Source organism: Psychrobacter sp. HII-4 (assembly GCF_904846595.1).
Classification (GTDB): Bacteria; Pseudomonadota; Gammaproteobacteria; order Pseudomonadales; family Moraxellaceae; genus Psychrobacter; species Psychrobacter celer.
Genome location: NZ_CAJHBJ010000001.1, coordinates 209,861 through 224,012, shown reverse-complemented (window position 1 = coordinate 224,012; position 14,152 = coordinate 209,861). Strand labels below are relative to the sequence as shown.

The 14,152-nt window shown below is 47.2% G+C and carries 12 protein-coding genes; 10 read left to right on the top strand and 2 right to left on the bottom strand.

What is annotated here, in order from left to right:
• Positions 1-14: 14 nt before the first annotated feature.
• From pyrE to lpxC, 9 genes are all read left to right on the top strand, one after another.
• Positions 15-722: an orotate phosphoribosyltransferase gene (gene pyrE, locus JMX98_RS00960; protein ID WP_075100446.1), complete on the top strand. Its 708-nt coding sequence runs from the start codon at positions 15-17 to the stop codon at positions 720-722.
• Between the two features lie 112 nt (positions 723-834).
• Complete coding sequence (gene gshB / locus JMX98_RS00955) at positions 835-1,806, top strand: glutathione synthase (RefSeq protein ID WP_201583811.1); 972 nt, start codon at positions 835-837, stop codon at positions 1,804-1,806.
• A 465-nt stretch (positions 1,807-2,271) separates the two neighbouring features.
• Positions 2,272-3,357 (top strand): undecaprenyldiphospho-muramoylpentapeptide beta-N-acetylglucosaminyltransferase, encoded by a 1,086-nt coding sequence (gene murG, locus JMX98_RS00950; protein ID WP_201583809.1) that lies wholly within the window; start codon positions 2,272-2,274, stop codon positions 3,355-3,357.
• Positions 3,358-3,464: 107 nt separating this feature from the next.
• The gene (gene murC / locus JMX98_RS00945; RefSeq protein WP_201583807.1) at positions 3,465-4,904 is read left to right on the top strand and encodes a UDP-N-acetylmuramate--L-alanine ligase; all 1,440 of its coding nucleotides are present in this window, start codon (positions 3,465-3,467) and stop codon (positions 4,902-4,904) included.
• Between the two features lie 168 nt (positions 4,905-5,072).
• Positions 5,073-6,041 (top strand): D-alanine--D-alanine ligase, encoded by a 969-nt coding sequence (locus tag JMX98_RS00940; protein ID WP_201584097.1) that lies wholly within the window; start codon positions 5,073-5,075, stop codon positions 6,039-6,041.
• 405 nt (positions 6,042-6,446) lie between these two features.
• Positions 6,447-7,238: a cell division protein FtsQ/DivIB gene (locus JMX98_RS00935; protein ID WP_201583805.1), complete on the top strand. Its 792-nt coding sequence runs from the start codon at positions 6,447-6,449 to the stop codon at positions 7,236-7,238.
• 222 nt (positions 7,239-7,460) lie between these two features.
• The gene (gene ftsA, locus JMX98_RS00930; protein ID WP_199774450.1) at positions 7,461-8,753 is read left to right on the top strand and encodes a cell division protein FtsA; all 1,293 of its coding nucleotides are present in this window, start codon (positions 7,461-7,463) and stop codon (positions 8,751-8,753) included.
• 275 nt (positions 8,754-9,028) lie between these two features.
• Positions 9,029-10,228, top strand: a complete 1,200-nt coding sequence (gene ftsZ, locus JMX98_RS00925) for a cell division protein FtsZ (protein ID WP_192996105.1) — start codon at positions 9,029-9,031, stop codon at positions 10,226-10,228.
• 298 nt (positions 10,229-10,526) lie between these two features.
• Entirely contained in the window at positions 10,527-11,444 is a 918-nt protein-coding gene (gene lpxC, locus JMX98_RS00920; RefSeq protein WP_201583802.1) for a UDP-3-O-acyl-N-acetylglucosamine deacetylase, read from the top strand.
• A gap of 298 nt (positions 11,445-11,742) precedes the next feature.
• Here lpxC and JMX98_RS00915 read toward each other — a convergent pair whose 3' ends face one another.
• Complete coding sequence (locus tag JMX98_RS00915) at positions 11,743-12,258, bottom strand: DciA family protein (protein ID WP_105244068.1); 516 nt, start codon at positions 12,256-12,258, stop codon at positions 11,743-11,745.
• Positions 12,259-12,498: 240 nt separating this feature from the next.
• On the opposite strand from JMX98_RS00915, the gene JMX98_RS00910 reads away from it, so the two are divergent.
• Positions 12,499-13,227, top strand: a complete 729-nt coding sequence (locus JMX98_RS00910; RefSeq protein ID WP_192996101.1) for a CHAP domain-containing protein — start codon at positions 12,499-12,501, stop codon at positions 13,225-13,227.
• 171 nt (positions 13,228-13,398) lie between these two features.
• On the opposite strand, the gene JMX98_RS00905 is transcribed toward JMX98_RS00910, so the two are convergent.
• Positions 13,399-14,091 (bottom strand): hypothetical protein, encoded by a 693-nt coding sequence (locus JMX98_RS00905; protein WP_105244066.1) that lies wholly within the window; start codon positions 14,089-14,091, stop codon positions 13,399-13,401.
• Positions 14,092-14,152: the final 61 nt, after the last annotated feature.

Below are 14,152 nucleotides of genomic sequence, written 5' to 3'. Positions count from 1 at the left end.
AATAGGAATATCTCATGCTAAATGCCGCAACTGCTGACGCTCAAACCGCCTCTTTTTCTTCTCATCAATTTATTCAGCTGGCGCTTGATAACCAAGTGCTTAAGTTTGGCGAGTTTGTCCTAAAGTCTGGTCGTATCAGCCCCTATTTTTTTAATGCAGGCTTGCTGGCGACAGGTGAGATGTTGTCTCTGCTGGCACGCGGCTATGCAGATGCTTTGGCGGCACAAATGACCAAAAGTGACGAGGCGGACATGCAAGAGCTGGTCATCTTTGGTGCGGCTTATAAAGGCATTCCCTTTGTTGCTGCCACCGCGCAAGCGTTGTGGCAGCATCACGGTATCAACGCCAAATGGGGCTATAACCGCAAAGAAGCCAAAACACATGGCGAGGGCGGTAACTTGGTGGGTGCAGATGTCAGCGGTAAGGCGGTCTGGGTGCTCGATGATGTGATTACGGCTGGCACAGCGATGCGTGAAGTGGTCGAGATACTCGAGCAAGCGGGCGCCAGCGTGGCAGGTATTATCGTGGCGCTTGATCGAAAAGAAAAAGGCCAAGGTGAGCACTCTGCTATCCAAGAGCTGGCCGCGACGCTAAACGTACCAGTACGAGCATTGGTCGATATCGACGATCTGATCAGCTATTTGGCAGCGGCAAACGGCCAGTACAAAGATGCCACCCAACTTGCAAAAATGCAGCATTACCGCGCCCAGTACGGTGTATAGTTGGTCATTATCGTTATAGTGGCTGCTGCTCTGTGATTGCTAGTATACATATCGGCTATATATCAGTTATATATCAGCGCGCCTAAACCATCTAATATAAATGAGTTTTATTATGAGCCAAGAAAATCAAAAAAAATCCTTACACATACTGGTCATCATGGACCCTATCGAGCAGGTCAATTATAAAAAGGACACCAGCTTGGCGATGATGTGGGCGGCTCAAGACCGTGGTCATACGCTTGGCTATTGTCAGATTCATGATCTGTGGCTGGATCGCGGTCAGTTGATGGCCGATACCCAGCCTGTGACCGTCAAACGTGATCCGGCAGATTTTTATAGCTTGGGCGACAAGGCCACAGGCGCGATCAGTGATTATGATGTGGTTTTGATGCGTAAAGATCCACCGTTTGACATGCGCTTCATTTATGCCACTTATATGCTAGATCATGCCAAGGCAGCAGGCGTGTTGGTGGTCAATGACCCACAAGCGATTCGCGACTGTAATGAAAAGCTGTTTGCCACTTGGTTTAGCGACTATATGAGTCCGACGATTGTGACCAGCAAACAGGCACACATTCGCCAGTTTATCGCCGAGCAACAAGACGTCATCGTCAAACCCTTAGACGGCATGGGCGGCACCGGTATTTTTCGCCTGACCGCTGACAGCCCAAATATCGGGGTGACGTTAGAGGTTTTGACCGAGCTTGAGACCTTGCCGATCATGGCGCAGCGCTACTTACCTGAGATCGCCGAGGGCGATAAGCGTGTGCTCATCGTCGATGGAGTGGTGGTCGATTATAGCTTGGCACGTATTCCGGTCAAAGGCGAAACGCGTGGCAATCTTGCAGCCGGTGGTAGTGGGGTGGCGATGCCGCTCACCGATATAGAGCGTCAAGTGGTAGAGGTCGTCGCGCCCATTGTCAAAGAAAAAGGTCTTATGTTTGTCGGGCTTGATTTGATCGGCGGCCGTATCACAGAGATTAACGTTACCAGTCCGACTTGTGTACGTGAGATTGATGACCAGTGTGGCACCGATATTGCTACAGATTTGATTATCGCAATCGAGCACAAGCGCGCTCATTAGGGCGTATCCTCATTTTAAAAATGGCGATAAAAATTAGATAAATTGCCGCCAAACAAGGAAAATAGCGCAGATAATATCGAGATATTAGCCAGCTATTTGACACCGTTTGGCCAGATTTGGCCATTTTTAGCCCATTTAGATGGCTATCGATTGAATTGAGGACACGCCCTAAACAAAGCAGTAACGATAGCGTAATTTATTACTAAAGTATGTGCACAATGAGAAAAAAACCTTGTGCTAAGATGGGGTCGAAAAATGCGCCTCTAAGCACATGCCAATAACGCCCAAGCCGTGATTTTTCATGGCTTGGATTTTTGTTATGAACTGTGCATAAAGTACTATATATCAGCCCATAATTTACACTATACTATGCCAGCTTTCGGCGGCTCGTTTTGGACGGTGGGCCATGACCACGATAGGACAATAAGTGCTTCATATAAATACAAAAAAGATAGGCAGGGGTTCATGAAAACACCGCATATACTAATGATGGCTGCTGGGACGGGTGGTCACGTGTTTCCGGCACTGGCCGTTAGTGAAGAGCTGAGCAAACGCGGCGCGGTGATTCACTGGCTGGGCACGCCCGCTGGTATGGAAAACCGTTTGGTCGAGCCGACAGGCTACCGCTTTCATGCAATCGATATGCAGGGTCTGCGTGGCAAGGGCGTTGGCCGTCTCTTAAAGCTGCCGGTGACCCTGCTCTCGGCGACGATGGCGGCTATCAAAGTGATTCGTAGCAATCAGATCGATATAGTGGTGGGTTTTGGAGGCTATGTCACTGCGCCTGGCGGTATTGCAGCGCGTTTGACCAAAACCCCACTAATCATTCATGAGCAAAACGCCATCGCTGGTATGAGCAATCGCTATTTGTCCAAGATGGCGACCAAGGTGCTACAAGCGTTTGAAGATACGTTTGCCAATAGCCAGCAGGATGCTAAGCTTGAGACTGTGGGCAACCCTGTGCGCAACGCCATTACGGGCGTCACGAAGCCTACTGAGCGTTATGATATCCACGACAGCACGCCTCTAAAGCTATTAGTAGTAGGCGGATCGCTGGGTGCACAGGCGCTCAACACCAATGTGCCCAAGGCTTTGGCGCTATTAGATCAGCCGTTTGATGTGCGTCATCAATGCGGCCGTAATAATGAACAAACGACGCAAGCGGCCTACGATCATGAGGATTTGAGCCAGCACACATTTGTGGTACAGCCTTTTATCGATGACATGGCTGCCGCCTACAATTGGGCAGATGTCATTGTATGCCGTGCCGGCGCTTTGACGGTCACTGAGATTCAAAACGTCGGTATTGCGGCGATTTTTGTGCCATTGCCACACGCGGTGGATGACCATCAAACCGCCAATGCCCGCACGTTAACTGACCACGGTGCTGCGATTTTATTGCAGCAGTCTGAGCTGACCGCGCAGCGCTTGAGCCAAGAGCTGGCGGCACTGGATCGCGCGACGTGTTTGGAGATGGCCAAAAAAGGCCACGCGCTTGCCAATCGCCATGCCAGCAAGCAGGTTGCTGATATCATTTGGCAAACGTTATAGTTTCTATCGTTGTCAGCCGTTGTCAGCGACAGGCGTTGAGGCTGATTGTCTTAATCAGTTATTTTGACTCACCCTATTTTATTTGCCTTTAACCAAGAGAATCTCTTATGTCTACCTCTGAAAAATCTCTACCCAAGCGTTTGATCGAAATACCAGAAATGCGCCGTATTCAACATCTGCATTTTGTCGGTGTTGGCGGCTCGGGGATGTGCGGTATTGCAGAGGTGATGAACAATCAAGGCTATCAGGTTAGCGGCTCTGATATTGCTGACAGTGTGGTGACGCGCCGCTTACAGCAGATAGGTATCGATATATCGATTGGGCATGACTCTAAAAACATCGCCAACGCCGATGTCATCGTTGTGTCCTCCGCGATTGATCGGAGCAACCCTGAGGTCAAAGCAGCATTAGAAGCGCGCCTGCCTGTGGTGCGCCGTGCTGATATGTTGGGCGAGCTGATGCGTTATCGTCATGGTATTGCGGTTGCGGGTGCACATGGCAAGACCACCACCACCAGCTTATTGACCACCATGATGGCAGAGGCGCAGCTAGATCCAACCTACGTCATCGGCGGTAAACTCAATGCGTCTGGCAAAAACGCCGCGCTCGGTAGCAGTCGTTATTTGGTGGCCGAGGCCGATGAGTCAGATGCGTCGTTTTTGTCCTTGCATCCGATGGCGGCGATTGTGACCAATATCGATCAAGACCATATGGACACTTACGAAAACAGCTTTGATAAGCTCAAAGCGGCTTATATTCAGTTTTTACAAAACATGCCGTTTTATGGTTTGGCCGTGGTTTGCGGTGATGATCCTGAGCTGTATGCGATGATTGACGATATTGGCCGTCCAGTATTGACCTTTGGGCTTGAGCCTTTTAATGATGTGCAAGCGATCGATGTGGTGAGTGAAGGCACCAAGACGCATTTCACCGTATTGCGCCGCGACCGCGAGCCGTTGCGTCTTACCTTAAACATCCCTGGCATCCATAACGTATACAATGCGCTGGCCGCTATCACCATGGCGACCGATGAAGGCGTCGATGATGAGGCGATTACTCGCGCTTTACAAAAGTTTGAAGGCGTTGGTCGCCGCTTTGAGCAGCACGCCGCTGTGGCTGTCGATGAGGGCAATGTGTTACTCATTGATGACTATGGCCATCATCCAAAAGAAGTCGATGCGACGATTAAAGCGGCGCGCCAAAGCTTTCCAGATCGCCGCTTGGTGATGCTGTTTCAGCCGCACCGTTATACCCGCACGCGTGACTGCTATGATGAGTTTGTCGAAGTGCTCTCAAGCGTCGATGAGTTGTTGTTATTAGAGGTTTACTCTGCAGGCGAAAATCCGATTGCTGGTGCTGATACCAAATCCTTAGCACGCAGTATCCGTCTGCGCGGTGAGGTCGAGCCGACGATTATCGATAAGGACAATCTGGCCCCTGCTATGCAGCGTTTATTAAAGGCCAATGACATGCTAATCACCCAAGGCGCTGGTAATGTTGGGCAGATTGCTATCGACTTGGCCGCAAACAACCTTTATATCCAGTAAGCTAAAAGACTTTTAGGAATTATCCTCATGACGATACAAACTCAGCAAGACACTCTAGATAGACTGGCAGAGACGCTAAAACAAGATGAGCCTATCACTGAGGATAAAACCATTATCATCAACCCAGAGCCAGCCATCGCAGCAGCGGCACAAGCAGGGAAGAGCAGTATGGAAAACAAGCAATCAACCAAAGAGCAGTCATCAAAAGCGGTGACCTCTAAAGTCAAAAATGCCAGTGAATTTGGTAAAGTAGCCGTTGTTTATGGTGGCAGTAGCAATGAGCGCAGCGTGTCACTAGACAGCGGGGCTGCTGTATTACAGGCTTTGCAAAACCAAGGCGTTGATGCCACCCATTTTGATCCTAAGCACCAAGACATCACCGAGCTGCGTCAGTATGATCGCGTGTTTAATGTTTTGCATGGTCGCGGCGGCGAAGACGGCTTGCTACAAGGCGTGCTGCAATGGTTCGATATTCCGCAGACAGGCTCAGGTGTTTTGGCCTCGGCACTGGGTATGGATAAAGTACGCACCAAGCAGTTATGGCAAGGGTGCGGCTTATCAACCGCGCCGTTCTCATTATTGACAGCCGACACCGATTGGCAGCAAGTGGTCAATATGCTGGGTTTGCCGCTCATTATCAAACCGGTGCATGAAGGTTCAAGCATTGGCATGACCAAAGTCAACAATCTCGACGAGCTCCCGGCCGCCTATGCAACAGCCGTGCAGTGCGGCGACGCGGTCATGGCAGAGCGCTGGATTACTGGCCGTGAGTTTACCATCGTGATCATCGATGACGAGGCCTACCCTGTGATTCGCCTTGAGCCTGCCGATATCACCAATTTTTACGACTTTGAAGCCAAATATAATCGCAATGACACCAGCTACTATATCCCTTGCGGCTTAAGTGCCACCGACGAAAAGCACTTACAAGAGCTGAGCCTTGCCGCGTTCCGTGCCGTCGATGCCAAAGGCTGGGGCCGCATCGATGCCATGCAGGACGAAGCGGGCAACTTTTGGCTGCTAGAAATCAACACAGTACCTGGGATGACCAGTCATAGCTTGGTGCCGATGGCCGCAAAAGCGCGCGGTATGGATTTTGACGCGCTGTGCTGGCATATTTTGTCTCAGACTGTGTAGTGAAGGTTACCAAAAGCCGTTTTATGCGGAAACCAGCAGGGTTTTAAAACGGATAATGTATCGCTAGCCCTGCTGTGTCATAGCTTCATGTAAACTTGTGTAAATTCATAGTCACTCTTTGGGGTTAGGCTATTGTTTGACCACAAAATACGTTAATATTGTAATTATTAGGTTGTTTTGGTGATATTTGTGTTTTTTATGAGCAGCTGTCATAAGTCGTTCATAAAGTAAGAAAAATGTTACATTTAACAGAGCATGACCGCACTATAAATGTCGTTTTCTCCCAAGTATTTGTTAACCTACTATTTAGACGGTTTGCACTCAAACGGTTTGCAACATCGATGAGAAAATTAATATCAACAAACAGCATGAGCAATCTATGCAAATATAGGGAAAAAGGTCGTTATGGCTCAAACCGTCAATGAGGCAACTGACTTGATGAGTGATAAAACCCGTCGCCCGACCTCTAGTTTTCAAGTACCGACTTCGGTTAGATACTTATTTATGGTCTTGGTACTAGGTTTGTTGGTACTGATACTACTGATGGGCGGCAAGGCGCTGCGTGATGCCCCACCAGCTGCTATTCATGTGAGCAATCAGGGCTTGACCGTGACGCAGTATCGTTCGCTCAGCCAAGTGATGAATCAGCAAAAAGTCAGTAGTTTTTTTACCTCTGATTTGCAAGCGCTCAGAGACATCGCAACAGGGCTGGCGTGGGTCGATCAAGTGAGTGTCTCACGCGATTGGCAACGCGGCATCGTGGTGACGGCACTGCCCAAACAAGCGATTGCAAACTTTGGTACAGAGCGACTGGTCGATGCAAAAGGCGCGGTTTTTGTGCCTGCTGATAGCAAAGATCTGGCGCAAGAGGGGTTTGCAACGCTGCAAGGTGAGATATCACAAGCACCAGTCATCATGCAGCAGATGCAGCAAGTCAACGACTGGTATGCGCCGCTAGGTATACAGGTCGAGGACATCATCTTATCACCCAGAATGACGTGGCTGATTCGTTTCGATAATGGATTGCGAGTGATTGTTGATAACGAAAATACGGCGCAAAAACTGCTTAATCTGAGTCAATTACTGGCCAATCAATTAAGCGATCGCCGCGATGAGATACAGTCAGTGGACTTGCGTTACAAAAACGGCTTTACCATCTCTTGGGATATCAGCGCGCCACCAGCACACTCATCATAATCGGTGGTGATGCTGAGTAAAAAATGATAAAAGCCGGCTCAGAAAGATAAGCATGAGCGGCCATGCACAAACCCGATAAACAGCCTGTCATAGCGCACCGATAGATAGATGCTGTTTATTTAGTAAAAGTTGTTTATTTGCTACAAAGAATATAGCGATGGTTTTAATGATTTAATGGAGACGTCATCTGCTCTCCTGTTTAGCGATAATTTGTCTGGTACCATGAAAAATACTGAAAATCTGGTTGTTGTCCATCTAAGCGCCACGGCAGTATATGTCGTGATAGGCAATGTCGTCTCTGCAACAGACATTCGCATACTGGGCGTGGGACAAGTTAAAAACAGCGATTTTTATCAAGGGCAAATCAAACACCGCGAACGTCTACAAGGCGCCATAAAACAAGCCATTCAAGAAGCCGAAGACACGGCCAATTGCCGCGTGCATAGTGTGTGGCTCACGCTTGCCACGCCCGAGCTCCTCAGTAGCAACAGTGCAGGTGAGGTGCGAGTCGAAGACGAAGTGGTCCGTGCCAAAGACATGGTGCAAGCCCTATCCAATGCCAAATCCCGCGATTTGTCGCCAGATTATTATTTGATGCATTGCTGCCAGCAGGGTATCTATGTCGATGAGCAAGACTTTATGGTCGATGATGCCATTGAGATGATGGCGCACAACATCACCGTGATGTATCACATGATGATGATGCCGGTTTCTAGTCGCCAAAATATCCAAAAACTGTTGCAAAGCTGTGATGTCGGCATCGATCATATTGTGTTTGATGCGGTGACTAGTGCGGAATATAGCTTGATGAGCGATGAGCGCCAGCAAGGGGTTTGCTTGGTGGATATTGGCGCTAGTACGACCAGTATTTGTGTCTATAAAGAAAACAAGCTGATTTTTACCCATTGTATCGCCACGGGTAGCCATGAGGTAACGATGGACATTTCAGCAGATTTTGGCATCTCGATGATTGAGGCAGAAAAGCTCAAAAAAACGTATGGTACCGTCGATGTCGATAGCGTCGATCCCAGCTCGTTTTTCCTTTTTAAGCCACAAGGCTCGAATGACGAGATCAATATCGGTACCTATAATCTGGCACGCATTATTGAAGCGCGCTATATACAGATATTTACCGAAGTGGCGCGTCAATTGCATGAGGCTGATCTAATCGGCTATATTGATAAAGGCATCGTGCTCACAGGCGGCGGTACGGCCATCAAAGGCATGATACCCTTTACCAAAAAGCTGCTAAAAATGCCGGTGGTACTGACCAATACTCATCCTGCAATCAGCGCACACAATCATTTTGATAATGACGAAGCGTTTAGACAGCTCAATATCCAAGTGAATGATCGCGCTTATCAGACGGCATTTGGTACACTACTATATAGTCAAAGTGAGCAGTTTCGCCGCAGTGAAAAGAGCGAGCCTGAAGCCATCAAAAAAAGCCGCGTCACGGGCGTTTTTCAGAGCGCAGGCCAGCGTTTTGCCAATGTCTTAAAAAAGATACTATGAGGCTGCTAAGTGCCGCTGATACTGTTGGGCCATGCTTTTAGTCGAGACACTCTGATATAGGCTTATAGAGGGGTGAGGCAAGAGCGAGACCGACAAACAATAGATTAAGCAGTAAATACCGTGCTAAGACGACATATGTCGTCTTGGCCAAACTATTTGGGCCATTTACCCTATTTTATTTAAATACATTTATATATAGTATGTCGATAGCGCGCCACATGAGTGCGTTACTACGTATCGACCATTACGCTATCTGCAACTGGAGAATCTTTCTTATGTTAAAATACACCATGCCAGATGATAACCAGCTTCAAAATAACGGCCAAGCAAGCTTCACAGTATTCGGTGTGGGTGGCGGCGGCGGTAATGCGGTTGAACATATGGTACAACAAGGGATTAGAGGTGTAACCTTCGTCTGTGCCAATACGGATAAACAAGCACTTGACCGTCTGACGGCGCCGCATAAACTGCAGCTGGGCGCAAAGACCAACCGCGGGCTAGGTGCTGGTGCCAACCCAGAAGTAGGCCGCGAAGCAGCAGAGAGCGAAGAAGAGGCCATCCGCGGCTTGCTTGAGCATTCAGACATGGTGTTTATTACCGCTGGAATGGGTGGTGGTACGGGTACGGGTGCCGCGCCAGTGGTGGCTCGTATCGCAAAAGAGATGGAAGTGCTGACAGTTGCTGTGGTGACCACGCCATTTAAATTTGAAGGTGGTAAACGCATCAAAGCGGCAAAGGCAGGTATCGAGCAGCTGACCAATTTTGTAGACTCTATCATTACCATTCCAAACGACAAGCTGATGAGCGTCTATGGCAATATCTCAATGCAGGATGCCTTTAAAAAAGCCGATGACGTATTATTGCATGCGGTTCAAGGTATCGCTGAGACCATCGCCAGCGAAGGTATGATTAATATTGACTTTAACGATATTCGCACCGCGATGACAGCCAAAGGTCACGCTATGATGGGAATTGGCCGCGCCAGCGGTGATGATCGTGCTCGTCAAGCCACAGAAAAAGCCATCAGATCGCCACTACTTGATGATTTACGCCTAGAAAACGCCAAAGGCCTGTTGGTCAACGTTATCTCCTCTGAGTCGTTATCACTCGATGAGATGAGCAAAATCAGTGAAATCGTCGAAGAAATCACAGACATCGATGATGCGCATATTTTCTACGGCTCAGTGATCGATGAAAAAATGGGCGATGATTTGCATGTTACTGTCATCGCAACCGGTCTTACTTTAGACGAAAACGCTGGCAAAGAGCCGGAAGTGAAAGAGCAGCCAGTACCGTCTGTAAACAGTACTCAGCCAGTTGATCCTAACGTACATACCAGTGCGTTAAACAGTCAAAAGCAGTCACAAGCGCAAATGTATCAAGACCATACTGCTCGCACAAACACCATACAAGAGCAGCCTAAGACCAAAACCAACAGTATTCAAGACTATCTAAAGCGTCAGCAAAACAAGTAGTTTGTCATACAGATTTTGTCTGTCACATAAGATATAGATAAAAAGGCCAGCATACATTGCTGGTTTTTTTGTGTCTGCTGTAGTTTACAAGCCTGCTTTAAGTGTAAAAAAGTATGACAGATTTTGAGATATAGGCACAGATATAAGAGAAAAAACAGACCATAGATAACGGCAAAAAATCAGTGATAAGTGTTATCAATCAAGGAGATAAGTAAATTAGCTACTTTTAACTATAGCGAAATAGGGGCGGGTAATGGTACACTATGGCAATTGTAACAAAATATGTGAGAAGACAGCCATGAACCAAAGAACCATAAAAACAGCGATAGCCGTTACAGGTACTGGTCTCCATAGTGGTCAGCCTGTTGACTTAGCGTTTCATCCGCAGCCAGTCGATACAGGTATTGTTTTCGAGCGCTCAGACATCGCCGGCAGCCAACCGATTCCAGCCAGTGCCTTTTTGGTACAAGATACCATGATGTCCTCCAATCTGGTCTTTGGAGGTACGCGCGTGGGTACGGTAGAGCATTTGCTTAGTGCGATTGCTGGACTGGGTATTGATAATTTATTGATTCGCGTGTCGGCATCAGAGATACCGATTATGGATGGCAGTGCCGCACCTTTTGTCGCCTTACTGCTGGAGGCGGGATTTTGTGAGCAAGAAGCACCCAAAAAATTCATTAAGATTGTGCGACCTGTACGAGTAAAAGTCGATGATAAATGGGCGGAGTTACGCCCTTATGAGGGGTTTGAATTAAACTTTGAGATTGACTTTGATCATCCTGCTATCGACAAAGACTTTCAGCACGCCCAATTGCAGTTCTCGACCCAAAACTTCATCGAGCAGCTCAGCTCGGCTCGTACATTTGGGTTTTTACGTGATATCGAAGCTTTGCGTCAAAAAAACTTGGCGCTAGGCGGCAGTATGGACAATGCCATTGTCATCGATGATATGAGCGTACTCAACGAAGAAGGCCTGCGTTTCAATGATGAGTTTGTCCGTCATAAAATCTTAGACGCATTGGGCGATTTATATTTGATAGGTTATCCTATTTTAGGTCGTTTTAATGCCTATAAGTCTGGTCATGCTCTAAATAATTTGCTGGTACGTGAGATACTATCTAATCATGATAACTTTGAAATTGTAACATTTGATGACAACGTAACTTGTCCGATCGAATATTTGCCACTTAATGGTTTGGCCGTTGAAGGATAAATACAGGAATATACACGAAGTATCGAAACATTTACGCAATATTACATAAGTCGACCATGCTTACAGTTATAAAATATTCGTATTTTTGAATATATTGTGTGGTTTACTTTAACAATTCTGCGCTAACCTAGACAATATAAAAGCTGTGGATAATTTTATAATCGTCTATTGCTTTCATTCATCATTTGAATGAAAGCAATAGACGATTTTTTTTGTTTGCGATATTACAAAAACCCAGCGTTCAAGGGGTGGTTTTCTGTTTTTGTTTACATAACTTTACATAGTAACGAGATGATTTTTAGTGATTTGCGAGGCGCAAAAGTGCTTTTTTGAGATTTTCATCAGTGGTGACATGCTCTGCAGCCTGTGATATAGTCCGCTTTGTGTTTTGGCTAAGAGCCTGATTTTTATTAGCTTTACGAGATTTTGATGAGGCCGCCGCTAGCCCTGAAGATGATTTTGATAGATGATTTTCAGTAGAAGTATTGGCTACAATGACGCGAATTTGCTTGAGTTGTTTAAATGTAATTGACTGCTCATTAAGGACTTGCAAGTACGCGCTCTGTAAATAGCGAATATGGTTAGCAGCCGTCATTGAGCTGACACTGAGCACCAATTGCTCAGCAGTAAGTCCGACGACCCAGCAGCTATTGAGGATTTCCTCAGGTAGACAGTCTACCAGTAGCGCTTTTATCTCATTGGTCGCTTTTATATAAAACTGCATATTATCAGCAAGGGTTTGGGGTAGTGCGCTACCAGCAAAAGCTTGATGATCAATAAGTTTGGCAAGCCGATTGGGCTGTTTTTTTGACATCGTGATAACTCATCTAGTAGGTGACAAAAACGATATTTATCATAAACATGCTAACCGCAGTATATAACAAGTGAGTGATGAGGCAGTTGACCAGACCAAAACTATCGGTGTGAGTCACGATAAAAGAAGTGGTTGTGATGAGGATTTTATCATGTTTGCTTGATGTGAATATCCTCTAAATTAATTGATGCGTCGTCATGGATGACGAGCAATCCTGTATTAACCATAGGTAGTAAATTTATGAAACAAGCTTTATTGATTTTGTCAGTATTGGGAATGGGTATAGCACAGACGAGCGGTGCTGTCGAAACGACCTTTCAACCAAATAATACCTTGAGTCATACCGTCACAAACATCTCTACTGCTGTGAACTACGGTTCTAGTCGCAATATCTATAGCACCAATAGCGGCGCCCATGTTTATAGTAATGATGAAATCAGTCAAGCAATTGACAACCTAAGTGCTCATGCCAAGCAAAAAGAATATCAACTTGCCTCGCTCACCAGCCGCCTCTCTTATGAGCAGCGCCAGCAGCAAGCAAGCCGTGTACCTGATAGCAACTCAGCCCCTGCCATTGCCGCAGCACGTGCTTCACGCGTGGCGTTGTCTAGAAGCTCTGGCTACTGTGCCCGCTATGTCCGTAAAGCCTTGCAATCAGCAGGCTATGAGTTTACGCCAAATCCTTCAGCGTATCAGTACGCCACGCGTGGCACGCTTGCTCAAGCAGGCTTTACCAAAATCAGTAATGACACACCGCATCAGGTGGGTGATGTGATCGTCTATGACCGTAGCTCAAGACGCCCGCACGGCCATATCCAGATTTTTGATGGTACCGACTGGGTATCTGACTTCCGCCAAAAAGGTATCAGCCCATACAGCGGTGTCCATAGTTATACCACATGGCGCGACTCACAATACGTAGATGATGCCTCAGATCGTGGTATCTATCTTGCGATGGCAGACAAATAATAATCTGTTTAGTAATCAGCTGATAGCAAGCTGATTTACCAGTTTTCTCCAAACTCAGTAATGCTCTTTATGACGTTACTGAGTTTTTTTTATTTGTGCTGTCATAGCACGAAGCACATGACGTTACTGAGTTTTTTTATTGGGGCTGTCATAGCGCGAAGCACATAAGACCTAAAGTACGAACTGGCCCCAATGCTGGCGATTGTGAAAATCAGGCGGGGTAGCGTGAGAGGGCGCAAAATATAGCGCTGTTTTATCCAGCCATAAGATAACGCAGGGGTGGAGGTACTCAATCACGGTGCCATATACGGCGTATTGTTGATGCGGCAATGGCGTCACTGGTATATGCAAGTAACGCTCAAAATCAACTGAGCGGGCCAAGTTTATACTTGAGCTTGAATTTACGCTCGATGTTGGCCAGTCGAGCGTGGCACGGGTTTGCAGATCGGTCATCAGGGCTGGCGGCGGCAAAGTATATGGGTACCGATAGTCATCAAACTGATAAAGCGCGTAACGACCGTCTGGACTGGCATTGATTTCGATATAGGGTGTCTTTGTCACTGCCAGCGTAGAAGGTTGCGGCGTTTTGGCACTGATAAAGCACTCAAGGCAGGTCTCCTCCCACAGATAGTCTGCAAAACCGACCTTGTCTGGCTGCCATACTGGCCACTCTAATCGGTGCGCCATAGAGGGTGTGGGCATGCTGATCTGATAATGAAGCTGTAGATAAAAAGGCGACGTCTGGCTGATGTCTGCGTGTACGCTCACGCGGATCTCTGATAGCGCAGCGATACTGACACCTAATTGCTGCGCCTTGGTGGCGAGGCTGTCGGTGGCTAAACGCAAATGAAAGACTTGGCTCATGATGTAATCACTGTTTTGATAGGCAGTCTTTTCGATAGGTAGAATGAATACTGCGCGAGGT